The 19,534-nt window shown below is 61.1% G+C and carries 21 protein-coding genes and 1 other RNA gene; 8 read left to right on the top strand and 14 right to left on the bottom strand.

Annotation, left to right across the window (positions count from 1 at the left end; all coding sequences use genetic code 11):
• Positions 1–2: 2 nt before the first annotated feature.
• The 3 genes from nthB to AC1DJO_RS01980 all read right to left on the bottom strand — a co-directional run bounded on the left by nthB (position 3) and on the right by AC1DJO_RS01980 (position 1,979).
• A complete protein-coding gene (nthB, locus tag AC1DJO_RS01990; RefSeq protein WP_477968719.1) occupies positions 3–662 on the bottom strand; it encodes a nitrile hydratase subunit beta in 660 nt (219 codons plus the stop codon).
• On the bottom strand, positions 659–1,312 hold the full coding sequence (gene nthA / locus AC1DJO_RS01985; protein ID WP_477968717.1) for a nitrile hydratase subunit alpha: 654 nt from the start codon (positions 1,310–1,312) through the stop codon (positions 659–661). Before nthA ends, nthB begins: the two co-directional genes overlap by 4 nt.
• Before the next feature lie 73 nt (positions 1,313–1,385).
• Positions 1,386–1,979, bottom strand: coding sequence for a LysE family translocator (locus tag AC1DJO_RS01980; RefSeq protein WP_477968715.1), 594 nt, complete (start codon positions 1,977–1,979; stop codon positions 1,386–1,388).
• 162 nt (positions 1,980–2,141) lie between these two features.
• Between AC1DJO_RS01980 and AC1DJO_RS01975 the strand changes: the two genes are divergently transcribed.
• Positions 2,142–2,990, top strand: coding sequence for an aldo/keto reductase (locus AC1DJO_RS01975; RefSeq protein ID WP_477969213.1), 849 nt, complete (start codon positions 2,142–2,144; stop codon positions 2,988–2,990).
• A gap of 73 nt (positions 2,991–3,063) precedes the next feature.
• Here the strand turns inward: AC1DJO_RS01975 and ilvN are convergent, their stop codons facing one another.
• Positions 3,064–3,636: an acetolactate synthase small subunit gene (gene ilvN / locus AC1DJO_RS01970; protein ID WP_112387039.1), complete on the bottom strand. Its 573-nt coding sequence runs from the start codon at positions 3,634–3,636 to the stop codon at positions 3,064–3,066.
• A 22-nt stretch (positions 3,637–3,658) separates the two neighbouring features.
• A complete protein-coding gene (locus AC1DJO_RS01965) occupies positions 3,659–5,455 on the bottom strand; it encodes an acetolactate synthase 3 large subunit (RefSeq protein WP_112387038.1) in 1,797 nt (598 codons plus the stop codon).
• Positions 5,456–5,802: 347 nt separating this feature from the next.
• Between AC1DJO_RS01965 and AC1DJO_RS01960 the strand changes: the two genes are divergently transcribed.
• Positions 5,803–7,848 carry a helicase HerA domain-containing protein gene (locus AC1DJO_RS01960; RefSeq protein ID WP_112387037.1) on the top strand — a complete coding sequence of 682 codons (2,046 nt, stop codon included), beginning with the start codon at positions 5,803–5,805 and terminating at the stop codon, positions 7,846–7,848.
• A 4-nt stretch (positions 7,849–7,852) separates the two neighbouring features.
• On the opposite strand, the gene miaA is transcribed toward AC1DJO_RS01960, so the two are convergent.
• Positions 7,853–8,752, bottom strand: a complete 900-nt coding sequence (miaA, locus tag AC1DJO_RS01955) for a tRNA (adenosine(37)-N6)-dimethylallyltransferase MiaA (RefSeq protein ID WP_477968713.1) — start codon at positions 8,750–8,752, stop codon at positions 7,853–7,855.
• Here miaA and serB point away from each other — a divergent pair, their 5' ends adjacent.
• Both serB and AC1DJO_RS01945 read left to right on the top strand, forming a co-directional pair.
• On the top strand, positions 8,753–9,643 hold the full coding sequence (serB, locus tag AC1DJO_RS01950; protein WP_477968711.1) for a phosphoserine phosphatase SerB: 891 nt from the start codon (positions 8,753–8,755) through the stop codon (positions 9,641–9,643).
• Positions 9,640–10,197: a GNAT family N-acetyltransferase gene (locus AC1DJO_RS01945; RefSeq protein ID WP_477968709.1), complete on the top strand. Its 558-nt coding sequence runs from the start codon at positions 9,640–9,642 to the stop codon at positions 10,195–10,197. The genes serB and AC1DJO_RS01945 overlap by 4 nt, the downstream gene beginning before the upstream one ends.
• A 4-nt stretch (positions 10,198–10,201) precedes the next feature.
• On the opposite strand, the gene AC1DJO_RS01940 is transcribed toward AC1DJO_RS01945, so the two are convergent.
• The 7 genes from AC1DJO_RS01940 to AC1DJO_RS01910 form a co-directional block, all read right to left on the bottom strand.
• Positions 10,202–11,854 carry a DegQ family serine endoprotease gene (locus tag AC1DJO_RS01940; protein ID WP_477968707.1) on the bottom strand — a complete coding sequence of 551 codons (1,653 nt, stop codon included), beginning with the start codon at positions 11,852–11,854 and terminating at the stop codon, positions 10,202–10,204.
• Positions 11,855–11,957: 103 nt separating this feature from the next.
• Positions 11,958–12,143, bottom strand: coding sequence for a DUF2065 domain-containing protein (locus tag AC1DJO_RS01935; protein ID WP_112515930.1), 186 nt, complete (start codon positions 12,141–12,143; stop codon positions 11,958–11,960).
• Positions 12,144–12,153: 10 nt separating this feature from the next.
• Positions 12,154–13,092, bottom strand: a complete 939-nt coding sequence (gene hflC / locus AC1DJO_RS01930; RefSeq protein ID WP_112515929.1) for a protease modulator HflC — start codon at positions 13,090–13,092, stop codon at positions 12,154–12,156.
• Between the two features lie 3 nt (positions 13,093–13,095).
• Positions 13,096–14,187, bottom strand: coding sequence for an FtsH protease activity modulator HflK (gene hflK / locus AC1DJO_RS01925; RefSeq protein ID WP_112387030.1), 1,092 nt, complete (start codon positions 14,185–14,187; stop codon positions 13,096–13,098).
• A 149-nt stretch (positions 14,188–14,336) separates the two neighbouring features.
• Positions 14,337–14,858 carry a dihydrofolate reductase gene (locus AC1DJO_RS01920; protein ID WP_477968705.1) on the bottom strand — a complete coding sequence of 174 codons (522 nt, stop codon included), beginning with the start codon at positions 14,856–14,858 and terminating at the stop codon, positions 14,337–14,339.
• A 46-nt stretch (positions 14,859–14,904) separates the two neighbouring features.
• Complete coding sequence (locus tag AC1DJO_RS01915; RefSeq protein ID WP_477968703.1) at positions 14,905–15,882, bottom strand: sensor domain-containing diguanylate cyclase; 978 nt, start codon at positions 15,880–15,882, stop codon at positions 14,905–14,907.
• A 149-nt stretch (positions 15,883–16,031) separates the two neighbouring features.
• On the bottom strand, positions 16,032–16,826 hold the full coding sequence (locus AC1DJO_RS01910; protein ID WP_112387455.1) for a thymidylate synthase: 795 nt from the start codon (positions 16,824–16,826) through the stop codon (positions 16,032–16,034).
• A gap of 115 nt (positions 16,827–16,941) precedes the next feature.
• Between AC1DJO_RS01910 and ssrA the strand changes: the two genes are divergently transcribed.
• The 4 genes from ssrA (at position 16,942) to AC1DJO_RS01890 (ending at position 18,498) form a co-directional block, all read left to right on the top strand.
• Positions 16,942–17,306: a transfer-messenger RNA gene (ssrA, locus tag AC1DJO_RS01905) on the top strand.
• A gap of 129 nt (positions 17,307–17,435) precedes the next feature.
• Positions 17,436–17,951 (top strand): SspB family protein, encoded by a 516-nt coding sequence (locus tag AC1DJO_RS01900; protein WP_112387028.1) that lies wholly within the window; start codon positions 17,436–17,438, stop codon positions 17,949–17,951.
• 67 nt (positions 17,952–18,018) lie between these two features.
• Complete coding sequence (locus AC1DJO_RS01895; protein ID WP_112387027.1) at positions 18,019–18,216, top strand: DUF4169 family protein; 198 nt, start codon at positions 18,019–18,021, stop codon at positions 18,214–18,216.
• Positions 18,217–18,288: 72 nt separating this feature from the next.
• The gene (locus AC1DJO_RS01890) at positions 18,289–18,498 is read left to right on the top strand and encodes a ribbon-helix-helix domain-containing protein (protein ID WP_477968701.1); all 210 of its coding nucleotides are present in this window, start codon (positions 18,289–18,291) and stop codon (positions 18,496–18,498) included.
• A gap of 169 nt (positions 18,499–18,667) precedes the next feature.
• On the opposite strand, the gene AC1DJO_RS01885 is transcribed toward AC1DJO_RS01890, so the two are convergent.
• Positions 18,668–19,507 (bottom strand): glycosyl transferase, encoded by an 840-nt coding sequence (locus AC1DJO_RS01885; RefSeq protein ID WP_477968699.1) that lies wholly within the window; start codon positions 19,505–19,507, stop codon positions 18,668–18,670.
• Between the last annotated feature and the right edge of the window lie 27 nt (positions 19,508–19,534).

Here is a 19,534-nt window from a genome sequence, read left to right as displayed (position 1 = left end):
GATCACACTGGCTCAAGATAGCTCTCCCAGGCGTCGATCGACACCGTCAGCGACGGATCTGCGCCCTCGCCCCAGATCTCTCTGCCATCGAAAACAACGGTGTAGATCCATTGCGGGTTCTCGCCTTTTCCATGCGCATGATCGTCAGGAAAGACGAAGGAGCCCTGCACCGCCTCGACAACGCCGGTCTTTGCCCGCGCGTAGCGCGGCAGCCGCGTATGGGTCTCGGGATTGAAGTTCCGCGTCCGCACCCGTTGCCCGGCGGCGAATTTCGCGGGCGCTTCGACCGGCCGGTCGCAGGGCGCGCCCTTGGCCAGCACACCCGCGACCATGTCGGCCTTCAGCACCCGCTTCGGCACGGCGCCGTCGTCATGCTTGTGACCTTTTGCGATCTCGTCCTGCGCCACGAAGCCGTGCCGCTCCAGCAGCACTTCGAGCGCCCGGGTCCAAATTTCGTAATAGCTGGCCGACAGGTAATCGGCAGGCGGGATGCGCTCGCGCGCATGGCGGCTTTCGTCGATCGTCCAGGCGCCGAAGGCACCGCAGGAAAGCACGACGCCAAGCGCCCGCTTCTCCCACTCCGCATGGAAATACGGCTCGTTCGGCTCAGGCGCCACTGCCCCGAAGCCCATCTGTCCGCCGAGATCGTGCGGCCCGTTCATGCGGAGCCTCCCGGCGTGGCCGCGATACCCGTACCGATCATCGCGTCGCGGCTGACGAGGTTGGCCAGCGCCTCCTCGCCGAAACCGTCCGTGCCATCGGGACGTTCGGGAATGACGAGGTAGCGCAGCTCCGCGGTCGAATCCCAGACGCGGATCTTCTTGTCTTCGGGCAGTGACACGCCGAATTCGGCCAGCACGCCGCGCGGATCGATGACGGCGCGCGAACGGTAGGCCGGCGCCTTGTACCAGACGGGCGGCAGACCGAGCACCGACCACGGATAGCAGGAGCAAAGCGTGCAGACGACGAGGTTATGCGTCTCCGGCGTATTGAAGACGGCGCGCATATGCTCGCCCTGGCGGCCCGTGTAACCGAGGCTAGCGATCGCCGCCGTTGCATCCTGCTTCAGCCATTCAGCGAAATCAGGATCGCTCCAGGCCTTGGCCACGACCAGCGCCCCGTTGCGAGGACCGATCTTCGTCTCGTAGGTCTCGACGATGGCGTCGATCGCCGCCGGGTCGATCAGCCCCTTCTCGGTCAGCACCGTCTCCAGCGCCCGGACCCGCGCCTGCATGTCGGTGTAGCGGTTGTCGTGATGGTGGTCGTGCCCATGATCGTGGTCATGGTGATGGTCGTGATCATGATCGTGCAAGACGATGCCCTCCGCGATATCGAATCCTGTTTAGGCCTTTGCGATCCACCCGCCAAGCCACATCAGGCAAAACTCATTTCAGCATCGGCCAGAGGCTGAGCACCAGAAGCACGGCCATGGTGATGTTGAACCATTTGAGCCTGACGGGATCAGACAGCCAGTCGCGCAGCGCCGAACCGAAGCCGGCCCAGGTGGAAACGCTGGGCACATTGACCAGCGCGAAAGCCAGGCCGACGATCAGGACGCTGACGACATAAAGATCCGGGTTCGTGTAGGTCGCCATCGCGGTCACGGCCATGACCCAGGCCTTCGGATTGATCCACTGGAAGGCCGCGGCCGACAGGAAGGACATCGGCGTAGCGCTCGTCTTGCCCTCGCTCAGCGAGCGCGACGAACCGATCTTCCAGGCGATCCACAGCAGATAGGCGCCACCGGCGAATTTCAGAACCGTGTAGAGCGCCGGAACCGTATGGAGGACCGCACCGAGCCCCAGCCCGACGGCCAGCAGCAGCGACAGGAAGCCGGCGCCGATTCCGAGCATATGCGGCATCGTCCGGCGGAAGCCGAAATTCACCCCCGAGGTGAATAGCATCATGTTGTTCGGCCCCGGCGTGATCGACGTCGTGAAGGCAAACAGCACCAGCGCTGCGAACGTATCCAATGGCATCGACGTCCTCCCGGAACGGCCGGCTTTTTCGCGGCCCCTTATTTAGGTCAGTGTAACTGTCCTAATTTTCCTGTTCCACCAGATCATTGTCACCGTGACAGGATTGCTTGAAAGATGGACTATCAGCGCAATCTCCTCAACCGCATCAGGAAAGGTAGAGCCATGCAGGAAGACATCATCCCGGCCATCGCGTTCCCGGATGGCACCGAAGTCCCCGCCCTTGGCCAGGGCACCTGGAACATGGGCGAGCGCGCTTCCGAGGCCGACCGTGAGATAGCAAGTCTGAAGGCCGGCATCGAGCTTGGCATGACATTGATCGACACCGCCGAAATGTATGGCGAAGGCGGCGCCGAGCGCATCGTCGGCCGCGCCATCAAGGGGCAGCGCGACAAGGTGTTCATCACCAGCAAGGTCTATCCGCACAATGCCAGCCGCACCGGCACGATCGAGGCCTGCAACCGCAGCCTCTCGCGCCTCGGCATCGACCGCATCGACCTCTATCTGCTGCACTGGCGCGGCGAGTATGCACTCACGGAGACGGTGGAAGCCTTCGAAGAACTGATGGACGCCGGAAAGATCGGCGCCTGGGGCGTTTCGAACTTCGACACGGATGATATGAAGGAGCTCTTCTCGGTGCCGGGCGGCCGCAGATGCGCCGCCAATCAGGTGCTCTTCAATTTGGCGCGCCGCGGCATCGAATACGACCTACTGCCCTGGTGCCAGAAGCACGGCGTCCCCGTCATGGCCTATTCGCCGATCGAGCAGGGCCGCATCCTGCACAATCCGGAGCTGATCCGTATCGCCAAGGCCAATCAGGCGACACCGGCGCAGATCGCGCTTGCCTTCGTGCTGGAACGCGACGGCGTCATCGCCATCCCCAAGACATCGAGCGCCGAGCGCGCTGCCGAGAACCGCGACAGCGTCACGCTCGATCTCAGCGATGAGGACTGGGCAGCGCTCGACAAGGTCTTCCCGCCACCCGGACGCAAATCTTCGCTGGAGATGCTCTGACCGATCGTGGAAAAATGAAAACGCCCGGGCCAAAGACCCGGGCGCTCTAGACTTTCGCCGATCAGCGTCAGGCTTACATGCCCTGCGCACCACGGTTCATCGCTGCGATGCCGGTGCGGCAGACTTCGATGAGGCCGAGCGGCTTCATCACCGAGACGAACTGGTCGATCTTTGAGGACTTGCCGGTGATCTCGAGAATGAAGTGATCGACTGTGGCGTCGACCACCTTGGCATGAAAAGCATCGGCAAGGCGCAGCGTCTCGGCGCGTGCGTCGCCGGAGCCGACGACCTTGATCAGCGCCACTTCACGCTCGATCGGCCGGTCCTGGCCGAGTTCGCGGGCCCGCACCGTCAGATCGACGACACGGTGAACGGGAACGATGCGTTCCAGCTGCGCCTTGATCTGCTCCAGCACCTGCGGCGTGCCGCGCGTCACAACTGTGATGCGCGACAGATGCGCCTGATGCTCGGTCTCCGAGACCGTCAGGCTCTCGATGTTGTAGCCGCGGCCAGAAAACAGGCCGATGACCCGAGCTAGGACGCCGGGCTCGTTGTCGACGAGGACCGAAAGCGTGTGGCTCTCGGCTGCGGCGGTTTCCGGCGAAATGAAGTAGGCGGAACCGGTCGGCTGTAGGTGTGCGTTCATTGTCTTCTTCCTCTACTTCAGATCAAACGAGCGCACGGCCCTTGGCATCGATGGCATTGGCGACCGCTTCGTCTGTCGCTTCATCCGGCAGCAGCATCTCGTTGTGAGCCTTGCCCGATGGGATCATCGGGAAGCAGTTGGCGAGATTGGCAACGCGGCAATCGAAGATGACAGGCTTCTTGACGTCGATCATTTCCTGGATCGTCGCATCGAGCTCGCTGGGCTTCTCGCACCGCAGGCCGACAGCGCCGTAGGCTTCCGCCAGCTTGACGAAATCAGGCATAGCTTCGGTATAGGAGTTGGACAGGCGGTTGCCATGCAGCAACTGCTGCCACTGGCGGACCATGCCCATATACTGGTTGTTCATGATGAAGATCTTGATCGGCGCCTCATACTGGATCGCCGCCGACATTTCCTGGATGCACATCTGGATAGAGGCATCACCGGCGATGTCGATGACCAGGCTCTCCGGATGGGCGATCTGGACGCCGAGTGCTGCCGGCAGGCCGTAGCCCATCGTGCCCAGGCCGCCCGAGGTCATCCAGCGGTTCGGCTTCTCGAAACCGTAGAACTGCGCTGCCCACATCTGGTGCTGACCGACTTCGGTGGTGATGTAGGTGTCGCGATCCTTGGTCAGCTCATAGAGCCGCTCCAGCGCATATTGCGGCATGATCACGTCGTTGCTCTTGGTGTAAGCGAACGAGTTGCGGGCGCGCCAGCGGTTGATGTCAGCCCACCAATCGGCGGTCTGGCTCTTTGCCGGCTTGTTCGGCAGCGCCCGCCACAGGCGAACCATATCCTCGAGGATGCTGCCGACGTCGCCACGAACAGGGATATCGGCGCGGACGTTCTTGTTGATCGACGACGGATCGATGTCGATATGGATCTTCTTAGAGTTCGGCGAGAAGGCGTTGAGGCGGCCGGTGATGCGGTCGTCGAAACGCGCGCCGATGCAGACCATGACGTCGCAATCATGCATCGCCATGTTGGCTTCGTAGGAGCCATGCATGCCGAGCATCTTCAGCCAGTTCTTGCCCGATGCCGGGTAAGCGCCGAGGCCCATCAGCGTCGAGGTGATCGGGAAATCGGTGAGCTCGACCAATTCGCGCAGCAGCTTGGAGGCTTCCGGACCGGAATTGATGACGCCGCCGCCGCTATAGATGATCGGACGGCGCGCCGTCGCCATCAGCTCGATAGCGGCGTGGATCTGGTTCAGATCGCCTTCGAGCTTCGGCTGATAGCTCTTCTGAATGATATGCGCGGATGGCGGCGTGTAGGTGCCGGTCGCAAACTGGATGTCCTTCGGAATATCGACCAGAACCGGACCCGGACGGCCCGACTGCGCGATGCGGAACGCCTCGTGGATGATCGCCGCCAGCTGGTTGACGTCCTTGACCAGCCAGTTGTGCTTCGTGCACGGCCGGGTGATGCCGACGGTATCAGCTTCCTGGAAGGCGTCGGAGCCGATCAGCGAGGTCGGAACCTGGCCGCTGAGGCAAACGAGTGGAACCGAATCCATCAGCGCGTCCTGCAGCGGCGTGACGGCGTTCGTCGCACCCGGACCCGAGGTGACCAGCATGACGCCGACCTTGCCGGTGGAACGCGCATAGCCTTCGGCCGCGTGGCCGGCGCCCTGCTCGTGGCGCACCAGGATGTGCTTGATCTCGTCCTGTTGGAAGATCTCGTCATAGATCGGAAGCACGGCGCCACCCGGATATCCGAAGATATGCTCGACGCCATTGTCCTTCAGCGCCCGGAGTACGATCTCCGCTCCCGTCATCCGATTGCTGTCTGCCGTCTGGTTGTCCGTGCCCGTCATTTTTCTGTTCCGTTTTGACTGCTGGGATTGAAGTTTGTGGTCGGCAAGCCTGAATTTCAGGCATAAAAAAAGGCCCCTGAGGGAGCCTGTCATCTAGCGCATGGGTGGCTACCGCCGGATGGTTACACCATCCTGCCCATGCGCTTTCCCACCACAATAAGAATTGCTGCTATTTTCATGGGCGCAATTGATAGACAGAAAATTTCGTAGCGTCAACGCCAGCCGAAATAAAAAACCGTCTTGCTGGAAAGCCTCTCATACAGGTTCTCACCCTCCAGAATTAAGGGCCGGAACCATTTGTTAAAAGATAAATCATATCTTTGTCCGCTAACGCAGGGAGTAGGCCGTTGCGCAACAACGACTTGCAGACGTCAGGTAAAGCCGGCGAGCATGACCGCCGCGATATGGGGAAACGGGGAAACCGCTTTCTCGGCCGTGTCGTCGCGTGCAGCGGATCCCGCACAACAATCGCCGCCGTCGCCGAAGCCGGCGGCACTGATCTCACCGAACTCTGGTCTGTTGGACGATTGATTTCGATCAGCGTCGGACGCAATCGCGTCGTCGCCCTCGTCTATCAGATGAATACCGGCTCCCACATGTGGGGTGAAGGCGAGGATAACGGCTTCAGCATCGAGGCCGAACTGCTGGGCGAAGTGCGCGTCGAGGAAGACGGACGCGAGGAGTTTTCCACCGGCATCTCGCGCTACCCGTATCTTGGCGCCGTAGCACACCGCATACGCTCGGCCGACCTGATGCGGATCTACGATGCAGGCGTAGGTACCACCGCTGTCATCGGCAATCTGACCCAGGACGAAAGCATCGACGCAGCGATCCACGTGCCCTCGATGCTATCGAAGCATTTCGCCGTCGTCGGCTCGACAGGCGTCGGCAAGTCGACCGCCGTTTCGCTGCTGCTCAACAAGGCGATCGAAGCCGATCCGAAGCTGCGCGTGCTGATCCTCGACCCGCATAACGAGTTCGCAGCCGCCTTCCCCAAACATTCCGTGGTCATCGACACCGATACGCTCGACCTGCCCTTTTGGCTGATGCGGCTGGAGGAATTCGCCGAAGTGGTCTTCCGCGGCCGTCCGCCGGTACCCGAAGAGCTGGACATGCTGCGCGACATCATGCCGGACGCCAAGCGCGCCTTCCGCGGCAGCGACAGCTCGCTGGTGCGCCGCACGACGGAAAAGAGCTCGATCACCGCCGATACGCCGGTTCCCTATCGCATGGCCGATCTGCTGGCGCTGATCGACGAACGCATCGGCCGCCTGGAAGGCCGCGCTGAAAAGCCGTTCCTGCGATCCTTGAAGATGCGCATCATCGCGGCGATCAACGATCCGCGCTATCACTTCATGTTCTCCAACAACACGATCTCCGACACGATCACCGAGACCGTGGCGCAGATCTTCCGCATTCCGGGCGAAGGCCGCCCGATCTGCACCTTCCAGCTTTCCGGCATTCCCTCCGAAGTCGTGAACTCGGTCGCCTCGGTACTCTGCCGCATGGCCTTCGAAGTCGGCCTCTGGAGCGAAGGCGCGATCCACATGCTCGTCGTCTGCGAAGAGGCGCACCGCTACATTCCGGCAGACCCGACGCTAGGCTTCGTTCCGACAAGACAGGCCATTGCCCGTATCGCCAAGGAAGGCCGCAAATACGGCGTGTCGCTCGGCATCATCACCCAGCGCCCCGGCGAACTCGACCAGACGATCCTGTCGCAGTGCTCGACGCTGTTTGCCATGCGTCTTGCCAACGACCGCGACCAGGAAATCATCCGCTCGGCGATCCCGAATTCGTCGATCTCGACGACAAGCTTCATCTCCTCGATCGGCAATGGCGAGGCCATCGCCTTCGGCGAGGCGATCAGCGTTCCGATGCGCATGCGCTTCTCGCGGGTGCCGGAACACCTGCTGCCGAAAGCCAATGGCGCCACGGCCAAACATTCGGACGACGATCCGGATACCGTCGATCTGCGCAAGATCGTCAGCCGCATGCGTGCCGTCAGCGGCGCTGCAGGACCTGACATCTCGTCGTTCCAGAATAGCTTCAGCGCCGCGATGCAGAGCGACATGTTATTCGACGACGAGGAGCCGCCGGAAGGGCAACCCTATCCGCAGCCGGTCACAGCACCTCCGATGTCGCCGTCCGATCCTTACCGGCCGGATATGCTGCCGCGAGCCTACGCATCTCAGGATCAGCAACCGGCAGCCGCCGGATCGATCGACAGCCGCCTTGAAGCGCTGCGGCGCGAGATACGCCGGGAAGAGGCCAGCCAGCCCCGCGTATTCGGCAACCAGGAACCGGCCCCGTCGATCCGCCGGGAGCCAGGAACATCGCCACTGCGCGAAAGCATTCTCAAGAAGCCGCTGAGCAGCCTCTACAAGAAGGACTGATTGCTTAGGTGGTCCGCGAAAGCCGCGTCCAGCTCTCGTCCATCTGATTGCGAAACCAGGTCATCTGGCGCTTCGCATATTGGCGCGTCGCAGCCGAGCCCTTTTCGATCACCTCGGCGCGGGTCATCTGGCCTTCGAACATCGCGGCGATCTGAGAAACGCCGATCGCCTTCGTGACGGGCATGTCGGCCGTAAGCGCTAATGCCAGCAGCGCCCTCACCTCGTCCTCTGCACCCTGCTCCAGCATCTTCTCGAAACGGCCGTTGATGCGCTCATGCAGGACCGCACGATCCGGCAGCACGACGATCTTCTCTGCGGCATCAGGATCGACGATGACTGGTCCGGCCTTTCCCTGGAACTCAGCGATCGACCGTCCAGTCGCCTCAAGCACTTCGAGCGCCCGGACAATCCTCTGGCCATCGACCGGATTGAGGCTCTCGGCCATCGGCGGATCCCTGGATTGCAAGGCCGCGTAGAGTGCTGCTGGCCCCTCCTCGGTCAATTGCTGCCTGAGCCGCGCCCGGATCGCATCGGGAATTTCGGGCATGTCGGACAGACCGCCGGTCAGCGCCTTGAAGTACAGCCCCGTGCCTCCGACGAAGACTGGCAATTGCCCCCTGCTCTGCAGCTCGGGAAGCAGCGCCGTGACATCGCGCAGCCAGGCACCGGTCGAATATGCCGCGCCCGCCGGCACATGCCCGTAGAGATGATGCGGTACGCCCTCCATATCCTCGCCGGAAGGACGGGCGGTCAGCACCCGCAGCGTGTCATAGACCTGCATGCTGTCGGCATTGATCACGACGCCGCCATGCTGCTTTGCCAGCTTCACGGCAAGCGCGGACTTGCCGCTGGCGGTCGGCCCGGTTATCAGGATCGCACTCGTTGTGCTCAGAAGGTTTTCCATATGGCTCTCGTTGCCACGCTTGTTGCCAATCCGTCAAATCCCGTTCTGTCGCCGGCGCTTGCCGAGAAGGCACATGACGGCGTCAACGCCGCCGGTCTCTACTGGCTGGCAGACGGAATTGCCTGCGATATCGCCCTTCGCGACGGCACGCACGCCTCGAATGCGGAGGCCGCGATCCGCGCCGTCATCGGCAGTGAGCCCGTGGATGTGGTGGTGCAGGAAGCCGAGACCCGCCGCAAGAAACTGCTGATCGCCGATATGGATTCGACGATGATCGGCCAGGAATGCATCGACGAGCTCGCCGCCGAAGTCGGCCTCAAGGACAAGGTTGCAGCCATCACCGCCCGCGCCATGAACGGCGAGATCGCCTTCGAACCGGCACTGCGCGAACGCGTGGCGCTGCTGAAAGGCCTGCCGATCTCTGTCGTCGATGATGTCATCGCCAAGCGGATCACGCTGACGCCGGGCGGCCCGGAACTGATCGCTACGATGAAGGCTAAGGGCTTCTACACCGCTCTGGTCTCCGGCGGCTTTACCGTCTTCACCAGCCGCATCGCCGCCACCCTCGGCTTCGACGAGAACCGCGCCAACCTGCTGCTCGAAGAGAACGGCACCCTGTCAGGCTTCGTCGCCGAACCGATTCTCGGCAAGCAGGCGAAGGTCGACGCGCTGAACGACATCGCCGAAAAGCTCGGCATTTCGCCCGAAGAGGCGATGGCGGTCGGCGACGGCGCCAACGATCTCGGCATGATCCATCTCGCAGGCTCCGGCGTTGCGCTCCACGCCAAGCCGGCCGTCGCCGCCGAGGCGAAGATGCGCATCAACCACGGTGACCTCACCGCCCTGCTCTACATCCAGGGTTACCGCAAGACGGATTTCGTTACGCCATGACCGAGACCATCCTCACGACAGAGCGCCTGATCATCCGCAACTGGCGTGAGGAGGATCGCGACCTCTTCCACGAGATCAATTCCGATCTTGAAGTCATGGAATTCTTTCCGCGGCGGCGCAACCGCGCGGAATCGGACGAATTTTTCGACTATGCTCAAAGAATGATCGCCGAAACCGGCCTCGGCTTTTACGCTCTGGAACTGACGGCCACCGGCGAAACGCTCGGTTTCTGCGGCATCGTGCGGACCTCGCATGAGCCGGCGATCCCCGACGGTACCGTCGAAATCGGCTGGCGGCTGGCAAAGCGCCATTGGGGTTTCGGCTATGTCAGCGAAGCCGCAACGGCGCTACTGCATCACGGCTTCGAAACCCACGGCCTTACCGAGATCGTCGCCTTCACCGTCCCGCAAAATCGCCGCTCCCGCGCCGTCATGCAGCGCATCGGCATGATCCACAGGCCCGAGCGCGATTTCGATCACCCAAAGGTCCCGGACACGGCGCCGCAATTCCTGCGCCATGTCCTCTACGCCATCAGCGCGCCCGAGCGCGGCTAGGCTCTTACTCCATCGGTACCGCGATAAAGCGCAGGTCGCCGTTGGAAGCGGCGATCATCATCTGGGCGTTGCGGCGGCCTTCCTGCTTCAGCGACTGAACCTTGGCGGCCACCGCATCCGGCGACTTCATGAATTCCTGCGCTACCTCGACGATCACGTCGCCGGGCTTCAGGCCCTTTTCGGCAGCAGCCGATCCGGGCGTCACTTCGGTCACAACGACGCCATCGACGCTCTCGGCGATGTTGAAGGTCTTGCGGATATCCGGGTTGAGCAGTGACAGCGACAGACCGAGCACGTTCTTCGGCAATGCCGCATCAGGCGCCACCTGGCCCTGCTGGTCGGTCTGGCCCTGATTGCCCTTGGCATCCGGTGCCTTGTTCTCCGTGCCCCTGTTGTCGGGCGACGGTTGAGCCTGACCGCTATCCGGCTCGTCCATATCGTCGTTCTCGCCGGGATCGGGGTTGATCACGCCGCCATCCGAAGAGCCGCCGCTATCGCCGCTCGCCGCGGCAGCCTGATCGCTATCCTCGAGACGCCCGAGCGTCACCTTGACGGTCTGCTCCTTGCCGTCGCGGAGCACGAGGACATCGACTTCCTTGCCGACAGGGCTTTCGGCAACGACGCGCGGCAGATCGCGCATCTCGTTGACCGCCTTGCCGTCGAATTTGAGGATCACGTCGCCGGCCTTGATCGAGCCGTTATCGACTGGTCCACCCTTGATGACGCCTGCGACAAGCGCGCCCTTGGCGGCATCGAGGCCGAGGCTGTCGGCGACATCATCGGTCACCGGCTGGATGCGAACGCCGAGCCAGCCGCGCCGCGTCTCGCCATATTCGCGCAGCTGCGCCACGACACCCGAAGCGAGCTCCGACGGCACCGAGAAGCCGATGCCGATCGAGCCGCCGCTTGGCGAAATGATCGCCGTGTTGATGCCGATGACTTCGCCCTTCATGTTGAACAGCGGACCACCGGAATTGCCCTTGTTGATCGCTGCATCCGTCTGGATGAAGTTGTCATAGGGACCGGCATTGATGTTGCGGCCGCGGCCGGAAATGATACCGACGGTGACGGAGCCGCCGAAGCCGAACGGATTGCCTATCGCCATCACCCAGTCGCCGATGCGCATGCCACTGGAATCGCCGAACTTGACGAATTTGAGTGGCGCCTTCGGCTCGACCTTCAAGACGGAAAGGTCGGTCTTGGTATCCGTACCGATCAGCTTGGCCTTCAGCTTCGTGCCGTTGGCGAAGTTGATTTCGATGTCGTCCGCGCCTTCGATGACGTGATTGTTGGTGACGATATAGCCAGCCGGATCGATGACGAAGCCGGAGCCGAGCGAGCTGACATTGTGGTTGCCGCCGCCCTTGCCGCCCTGCTGCTTGTTGAAGAAGTCGTTGAAGAATTCCTGAAACGGCGAGCCATCGGGCGCACGCGGCGCCGGGCCCGCCCCTTCGTCGTCCTTCACGTTCTGCGATGTCGAGATGTTCACGACGGCGTCGAGAAGGCCTTCAGCAAGATCGGCGACGGAAGCCGGGCCATTCACCGGCGGCGTTCCCTGGGCTGTAGCGGAGCCGGCAAGACCGATATTGGCAAGAAGGGCAGCGCCGGCCAGGAGAGCGAGCGATCGTCTGAAGGTCGGGCGTGTCGTGGGGGCCATCAAGCTTCCTCATGTCGGGTCAAAGCGGCAGTCTGACCACCAACATAGGGCGGAATGATGGAGCGTGAAATCACCTTTTCGCGAAATCCCGCGCAATCTCAACTTAGCGTCTCAGAAGCCAGACGAAGCCGACACCTAGGCCAATCGCGGCCAGCCCGAAGGCACGAATCTGCTGCTCGGGTATCGAGGGCAGAAGCTTGGACATGCGCACAAGAAAACGAGGGGCCAGTGCATAGACCAGCCCCTCGATGATGAGAAAGAATGCAAGTCCCGTCAGGAAATCCTGCATTCTTCTATTGTCAGTTTGCCGGTGCGGCAGGTGCTGCCGGAGCCGGAGCGGCCGGCGGTACCGACGGCACACCGGTCGAGCTGTCGAAGTAACGGAAGAACTCCGAATTCGGCGACAGAACCAGCGTCGTATCCTGCGACGAGAGTGCCGAGGAATAGGCCGACATCGAGCGGTAGAACTCGAAGAACGACGGATCCTTGCCGAAGGATTCGGCGAAGATCCGGTTGCGTTCCGCATCGCCCTGACCGCGCAGGATTTCGGAATCACGCTGCGCTTCCGCAGTGATCTCGACGACCTGACGGTCGGCAACGGCACGGCGGCGCTGACCTTCTTCGTTACCCGATGCGCGGATACGCTCGGCTTCCGCCAGACGCTCGGAGCGCATGGCGTTGTAGGTGTTCGGCGCAACCTCCGGCGAAAGATCGGTACGGCGGATGCGGACGTCGTCGATGTTGAGGCCGAGGTTTTCGGCATCGATCCGGAGATCGTCACGGATCTCCAGCATCATCGCAACGCGCTCTTCGGAAAGAGCGGCATTGTAGTCACGCAGACCGTAGACGCGGCGTAGCGACGAATCGAGCTGGGCGCGAAGGCGTGCTTCGGCAGCTTCGCGGTCACCCGAAACCGTTTCGCGGAAGCGGCGGACGTCGGCGATGTTGTAGATGACGAAGGCATCGACATCGAAGGTCTGGCCATCCTGCACCTGTACGCGGATGTTATCGAGGTCGAGGCGAAGGGCCTGCTTCTCGACATACTGGACGCGGTCCGCATCCATGAAGGCGAACGGCAGCTTGAAATAGAGGCCCGGCTCGGTCTTGACCGACTGGATCTGACCGAAGCGGACGACGATCGCCTGCTCGCGTGCATTGACCACGAAGACCGACGAATAGACGATGAAGAGGATGACCGCGAGCGCGATCAGCACCGCGGGAAGTTTATTGGATGTCATGGCTCAACCTCCCTGCTGTGCCGGTTTGCCGATTTCGTTGAGCGGCAGGTAGGGTACGACCCCCTGCTTCTCGTCGATGATGACCTTCTTCGAATTCTTCAGCACCTGTTCCATGGTTTCCAGGAACAGACGCTTGCGCGTCACATCAGGGGCCTTCGCATATTCGTCGTTGATCGAAGTAAAGCGCTGCGCTTCACCTTCGGCTTCCTTGACAACACGGTCCTTGTAGGCGGCGGCGTCTTCGCGGATTTGAGCCGCCTCGCCTCGCGCCTGGCCGAGCCGCTGGTTGGTGTAGCGGTTTGCCTCTTCGATCGTGCTGTCGCGGTCGCGGCCTGCACGCTGCACTTCTTCGAAGGCATCGGAGACTTCACGCGGCGGAGCAACGTTCTGGATGGTCACGCCGGTGACGGTGATACCCGCCTTGTAGCGGTCCATCGTTCCCTGCACGATATTGAGAACATCGGTCTCGATCGGCTGACGGTTGCTGCGGAATGCGTCCTGGGCCGGACGGCGTCCGACGATTTCGCGCATCGCACTGTCGGAAACCTGTTGCAGCGTCTCTGCCGGGTTCTCGACGTTAAAGAGATAGGCCTTCGGATCGCTGACCGTGAAGAACACGGCGAACTGCACGTTGATGACACTGCGGTCACCCGAGAGCATCAGGCCGCTCGAGGATGCAGAGGACGTGGCCCCGATATTCTGCTGCTGCACGGTAACCTTGACCGTTTCGACCGTTTCAAGCGGCCAGAAATGGAAGTGCAGGCCCGGCATCGAAACTTCCTGCTTCGGCTGGCCGAAACGCAGTTCCACGCCCCGCTCATCCGGCTGGACGATATAGATGCACTGGAAAATCCAGAACGCCACAAGGATCGCAACAACGATCAGTGCCACGCCGCCGTTAAAGCCGCCAGGTACGATCTTGCCGAGCTGATCCTGCCCGCGGCGAATGATGTCTTCGAGATCGGGCGGACCGCCCTTGCCCCCACCACCGCCTTTTGGACGGTTCGGGCCCTGCCCCCATGGTCCCTGATTATTGTTGTTACCGCCGCCGCCGCCCCATGGGCCGCCGCCGCCATTCTGATTGCTCCAGGGCATCAAAACCTCTTTGTTCGTTGAACTCCCGATCGCATAATGCCCGCGGGGGCGGCAGACGGTAAGCGATTGTGACCGTTATAGGTATCGCCGCCCCTGCTTTCAACGCGACATGCAGGACTTGGTGTTCTTTCTTGGAAAATAATTCGTTATCAGCCGTTACGGCGCTCGTAGACGACGTAACGCGTCGGATAGTTGTCCTTTTCGCCGGCGGGCACGTCGAGTGTCTCGACCGGCTTCCACAATGACGCGTCGATCGCAGGAAAGGACGTGTCGCCCTCGACCTCGGTCTCGACATGCGTGATGCACAGGCGATCGGCAATCGCCATCGACTGCGCATAGATCTCGCCACCGCCGGCGATGATGATCTCGCTGCCGCCGCTGGCCCGCGCCAAGTCTTCGGCAATAGTGACAGCCTCGGCAAGCGACTGCGCCATCGTCACGTCAGGGTGGTCGATCTGCGCCTGTCTGGAGATCACCACATGCGGACGACCCGGCAGCGGCTTGCCGCCAATAGACTCATAGGTCTTGCGGCCCATGACCAGCGGCTTTCCCGAGGTCAGCGCCTTGAAGCGTTTCAGATCGGTTGACAGCCGCCATGGCATATCGCCGTCCCGGCCGATGATACCGTTTTCGGAAACCGCAACAACGATTGTCTTCACGATGCCAGACATAGCCGCCCCTCTGCACTGATTGCCGAGCGCGACACCTAACCGCTTCTCAAAAGGAAAGATAGCCGACCGCCCGCCCGGCTATCGCCTGCTGCGGATGCGGATTGCCGAGCCAGATGACGGCGACGCGGTCGCCCGTCTGCTTGGCAAGATACATGTAGTTGTCAGCCCGCTTGACGAAGGAAGCCGGCGTATCCGACGGCTCGAGCAGCGCGACGCCAACGGCCGCGCCGACTTCGGTAATGGCGCCGTCGATGGCAATCGGCTTGAAGATACGCTCCGCGGCGTCGTTGACCGTATGGCGCACATCATGAATGAGCACCGGATCGACCTCGATCAGCACCACGAATTCGTCGCCGCCGATGCGGGCGATGAAGTCGTTGGCCCTGAAACTGTCGCGGAAACGGCTGGCGAGCGTGCGGATCACCTCGTCTCCGGCTCCATGTCCGAGTCGGTCGTTGACCGCCTTGAAACCGTTGAGATCGATGAAAGCGAGCGCCATCGCCTTGTCGGCAGCACGCGCTGCTGCGATCTGCTCGGCAAGCGTCTCGTCGAAACAGGCCCGGTTCGGGAGCCCTGAAAGCGCATCGGTGCGCGCCGACGCCCGGAGCGCCAGTTCGATCTCGCGCTGATGGCGCACGCGGGCCGAGACATCCATGATCACCTCGACATCGAAGGAGACACCGTCGACGATCGTTCTCTGTGCGGAAATCAACGTCGGGATGATCGTGCCGTCGGAATGGCGGATATCGACCTCTTCGAGAACATAGGCGCCCTCTTCGGCCAGCATGCGGTGGCGCCGGTCGCGTGCCGGGTTGTCGATCGCAGCCCCATCCGAGGTCAGCTTCTTGCCGCTGATCTCTTCCCACTTCAGTCCGGTCAACTTCAGATAGGCATCATTGACCTTCGCGTAGCTCGACGTCCTCGTGTCGCTGGTGGTGATTGCCATGGCAATCGGCGCGAACTCGAACATGCGCATCAGCATCGACGAAAGAACGTCTGGAGGAAGGAGGTCAGTATCGTCCATAAAAGCCCCGGGAGCTTCACCTAAGCGGGCGAAAATAACCGAGATCTATTAAGATCTTACTGATGGAATGCCGCCGATTTTCAGACATTGCTGCAAAGTGACGTTTTCCGTCGCAGATGCGGCCTGTTCTTGCCTGAAGTTGCGAAGCCTCAAACGGCGATCGGGGCCTTGATGTTGGCATCGGCGTCATAGCCGACGAGTTCAAAGTCCTCGAACCTGAAGTCGAAGATATCTTTCACATCGCGCTTGATCAGCATCCGCGGCAGCGGCTTCGGATCCCGCGTCAGCTGCAGCTTGGCCTGCTCGAAATGGTTGTGATAAATGTGAGTGTCGCCGAGCGTGTGAACGAACTCGCCGTATTTCAGCCCGGTCACCTGCGCCACCATCATCGTCAGCAGCGCGTAGGAGGCGATGTTGAAGGGTACGCCGAGAAAGACGTCCGCGGAGCGTTGATAGAGCTGGCAGGAAAGCTTGCCGTCGGCGACATAGAACTGAAAGAGGCAGTGGCACGGCGGTAGCGCCATGTTGTCCACCTCGGCCGGGTTCCAGGCCGAAACGATATGCCGGCGCGAATTCGGGTTCTTGATGATGCCGTTCACCAGATTGACGATCTGATCGATGTGGCCGCCGTCGGGCGCCGGCCAGGAGCGCCACTGGGCGCCATAGACAGGCCCGAGGTCACCGTTCTCATCGGCCCATTCGTCCCAGATCGAGACGCCGTTTTCCTTGAGGTAGCGGATATTGGTCTCACCCTTCAGGAACCACAGAAGCTCGTGGATGATCGAGCGCAGATGCAGTTTCTTCGTGGTCAGGACAGGAAAGCCGTCGTCGAGATCGAAGCGCATCTGATATCCGAAGACGGAGCGCGTACCGGTACCGGTCCGGTCGCCCCTGTCGGTGCCCTTGTCCATCACATGGGTCAAAAGATCGAGATATTGCTTCATGGCCGCCGGCGACTCCGTTTGTGCCAATATTTAAGCTCTTCCGGGCGTGAAACCAACCGCCGCCGCTCAATTATCCAGCCATTTCCGCACCGTCTGCGATGGTTCTGTGACGAAGCCTCTTCCCATGCTGTCAGGAAAACACTATATCAACCCTTGCCGGTCTTCGGACCGGATATGGCGATAAATGAGCGGTGTAATAAACCTATTGGACCCGGGGGCGGTACCCGGCGCCTCCACCAAAAACAGCCGGTTGGCGACTGCTTTTGATGGGGGCGAAATAGGATCGACAAGGGTGTAAAGATCGTCTTTTTGCTCGGCATGATACCGCCGTTATCGGGTCACAAGTGTAGTTGCAAACGACAACAACGCTAAGGAATACGCTCTCGCTGCCTAACGGCGGTGCGGGAATTCCGCTCCAAGTCCTCTAGGTTAGCCCCTTGAGGCGGGGTCCGAAGGCACCTGGCAACAGAAGCCTTCACCTTCTCCCTGCTATTGAAATCATGTATGCTTCTCATCAAGCATGACTCGGAGCGAGACTTTCGCAGGGCGGCCAGACATGGCATATATCCCTGAGAAAAGACTCCCGAACCAACGAAAGACAGGAAAAGCATGGGGCAGGACCACATCCGCTACGACATTCTGGCACAGGACGCGCTTCGTGGCGTCATCCGTAAGGTTCTGTCTGAAGTCGGAACGACGGGCCGCCTCCCCGGCGACCATCACTTTTTCATCACCTTCCTGACCGGCGCTCCCGGCGTGCGCATTTCGCAGCACCTGAAGAGCAAATATCCTGAACAGATGACCATCGTCATCCAGCACCAGTTCTGGGACCTGAAGATCACCGAATCGCTGTTCGAGATCGGCCTGTCTTTCTCCGACGTTCCGGAAAAGCTGGTTATCCCGTTCAATGCCATCCGCGGCTTCTACGATCCCTCGGTGAATTTCGAGCTGGAATTCGATGTGCCGCTGGCCGATGGTGAAGAGCTGCCCGAAGCCGAAATCACCGCCTATCCGGTTGCAGCCGAAAAGAGCGAGGAAACCCCGGCGGCGGCCCCTGCCGAAGGCGGCGAGGAAAAGAAGCCCGGTTCCGTCGTCTCGCTCGACGCATTCCGCAAGAAGCAGTAATCCGAAGGGAAGCAATCGCTTCCCTTTTTTTATTCCGGCCCATTTCCTTTACAGATGGAGGCACGCCGTGAGCGCCGAAATCGTCAATCTCCGCCAGTTCAAGAAAACGCAGGCCCGTTCCGAAAAGGACAGGCAGGCCGAGCAGAACCGTATCAGCTTCGGCCGAACCAAGGCCGAGAAGCAGCTGACGAAGGCGCTGAACGACAAGGCCGAAAAGACGCATAGTGACGGCCGGATCGAAAAGGACGGCGGCGAAGAGCGCTGAAAAGCCGTCTCAAGCCAGCCATTTATCCCGGTCTCCTGAATCAATCTCTCAAGCAAGCACCGAAACCGGACGATGATCCGCAAGCATTCCGCAACGCTTCATGGCCACCGCACCAGCTTCTCGCTGGAAGACGAATTCTGGTCTGAATTGAGAATGATCGCCGCGGCCCGCTCGATACCGCTTGCCACCCTGATCTCCGAAATTGACGACGGCCGCGATTCCGAGAGCAACCTCTCCTCGGCATTGCGGCTACATGTCCTGGCCTGGCTGAAGGCGCGGTAGATTTGGCGAGGTCGTTGCCGCACCCGTGGGCGCCCGGCAACGACCCCTTGATGGCTAGGTTAGTGGTAACCATCCAAGTTCATCTTATGCAATCTGCAGCCACATAAAACTTGGCCGTTTGTGCGAAGGGCACATCCTTCCAGCCAGCAGCATCGCTGAAAAGGAGAAGCTACTCCCGCCAATGCTTCTTCACCCACGGCGTAGGGCGTATGAAGTGCCGGAGGTGGGAGAACACACTCTCGCCGCCACGAGACGTCCTGTTGACGATCCGTGAAAGATGCTCGCGCGCATTGTCGGCAGCGCCGTCCCGATATTGGCCGGCTATCGCGTGTTCAGGCCGAAGCCCACGCGGAAAGATCACCACTTTGGCTCCGGATGGCAGCCGAGGACCGAAGAAATAATTGAGCGGTGTCGGCCACCGGCAGTCCTGCCGGAAATGCAGCACCCAGCTCCGCGGGAAGAACTTCGGACCTCCCGGCACGTTCTTGGTAACGAACCGCTGCTCGAAACGATATTCGTCGGCGATCTTTTGCGGATTGGCAAAAAACTTGTCCTGCAGAGAAACCAGCTTGCCGACCGGAAACCGGAAAAGCGACGTCTGGCCAAGTCTCTCGAACGGGGTCGTCTGATTTCGGGTCATGACCACGTCATCTGGGCCGCCAACTTCGAAGAAGGCATCGAGCGAGCCGACAATCACCAGATCGAGATCCAGGAAGAGGACGCTGCCCTTCAGGCTCCCAAGCGTCGGTCCCCAGAGGCGCGACTTGTTCCAGATCCCGGGCGTATTGACCGGCAGGCTCGGGATGTTGAGCGGCGGCAGGTCCTCGCAGAGGATCTCGGGATGCAGTCCCTCGCGGCTATCCGTGAAGCAGGTGAAGGTAAAGGGCGGCGTGATGTTACGCGCAACCATCGCATAGAGACGGTTGATATAGGCCGGGCCGAACATCGTGCCCCAGCTGATGCAGATGACCTGCTTCACGCCATTGCTGCCATCCAAGACGCCTGTCATTCCTGCTCCATAAGTCATCGCGCGAGT

The sequence above is a fragment of the Rhizobium sp. 05N430 genome, assembly GCF_056396985.1.
The sequence above is the reverse complement of the archived record's forward strand: the minus strand, read 5'-3'. Positions and strand labels throughout refer to the sequence as shown.

Bases quoted from the DNA above. Each gene is read 5' to 3' on its own strand.
- nthB (WP_477968719.1), bottom strand. From the start codon at position 662: ATGAACGGGCCGCACGATCTCGGCGGACAGATGGGCTTCGGGGCAGTG.
- AC1DJO_RS01980 (WP_477968715.1), bottom strand. From the start codon at position 1,979: ATGCCATTGGATACGTTCGCAGCGCTGGTGCTGTTTGCCTTCACGACG.
- AC1DJO_RS01975 (WP_477969213.1), top strand. From the start codon at position 2,142: ATGCAGGAAGACATCATCCCGGCCATCGCGTTCCCGGATGGCACCGAA.
- ilvN (WP_112387039.1), bottom strand. From the start codon at position 3,636: ATGAACGCACACCTACAGCCGACCGGTTCCGCCTACTTCATTTCGCCG.
- AC1DJO_RS01965 (WP_112387038.1), bottom strand. From the start codon at position 5,455: ATGACGGGCACGGACAACCAGACGGCAGACAGCAATCGGATGACGGGA.
- miaA (WP_477968713.1), bottom strand. From the start codon at position 8,752: ATGGAAAACCTTCTGAGCACAACGAGTGCGATCCTGATAACCGGGCCG.
- serB (WP_477968711.1), top strand. From the start codon at position 8,753: ATGGCTCTCGTTGCCACGCTTGTTGCCAATCCGTCAAATCCCGTTCTG.
- AC1DJO_RS01945 (WP_477968709.1), top strand. From the start codon at position 9,640: ATGACCGAGACCATCCTCACGACAGAGCGCCTGATCATCCGCAACTGG.
- AC1DJO_RS01940 (WP_477968707.1), bottom strand. From the start codon at position 11,854: ATGGCCCCCACGACACGCCCGACCTTCAGACGATCGCTCGCTCTCCTG.
- AC1DJO_RS01935 (WP_112515930.1), bottom strand. From the start codon at position 12,143: ATGCAGGATTTCCTGACGGGACTTGCATTCTTTCTCATCATCGAGGGG.
- hflC (WP_112515929.1), bottom strand. From the start codon at position 13,092: ATGACATCCAATAAACTTCCCGCGGTGCTGATCGCGCTCGCGGTCATC.
- hflK (WP_112387030.1), bottom strand. From the start codon at position 14,187: ATGCCCTGGAGCAATCAGAATGGCGGCGGCGGCCCATGGGGCGGCGGC.
- AC1DJO_RS01920 (WP_477968705.1), bottom strand. From the start codon at position 14,858: ATGTCTGGCATCGTGAAGACAATCGTTGTTGCGGTTTCCGAAAACGGT.
- AC1DJO_RS01915 (WP_477968703.1), bottom strand. From the start codon at position 15,882: ATGGACGATACTGACCTCCTTCCTCCAGACGTTCTTTCGTCGATGCTG.
- AC1DJO_RS01910 (WP_112387455.1), bottom strand. From the start codon at position 16,826: ATGAAGCAATATCTCGATCTTTTGACCCATGTGATGGACAAGGGCACC.
- AC1DJO_RS01900 (WP_112387028.1), top strand. From the start codon at position 17,436: ATGGGGCAGGACCACATCCGCTACGACATTCTGGCACAGGACGCGCTT.
- AC1DJO_RS01890 (WP_477968701.1), top strand. From the start codon at position 18,289: ATGATCCGCAAGCATTCCGCAACGCTTCATGGCCACCGCACCAGCTTC.
- AC1DJO_RS01885 (WP_477968699.1), bottom strand. From the start codon at position 19,507: ATGACAGGCGTCTTGGATGGCAGCAATGGCGTGAAGCAGGTCATCTGC.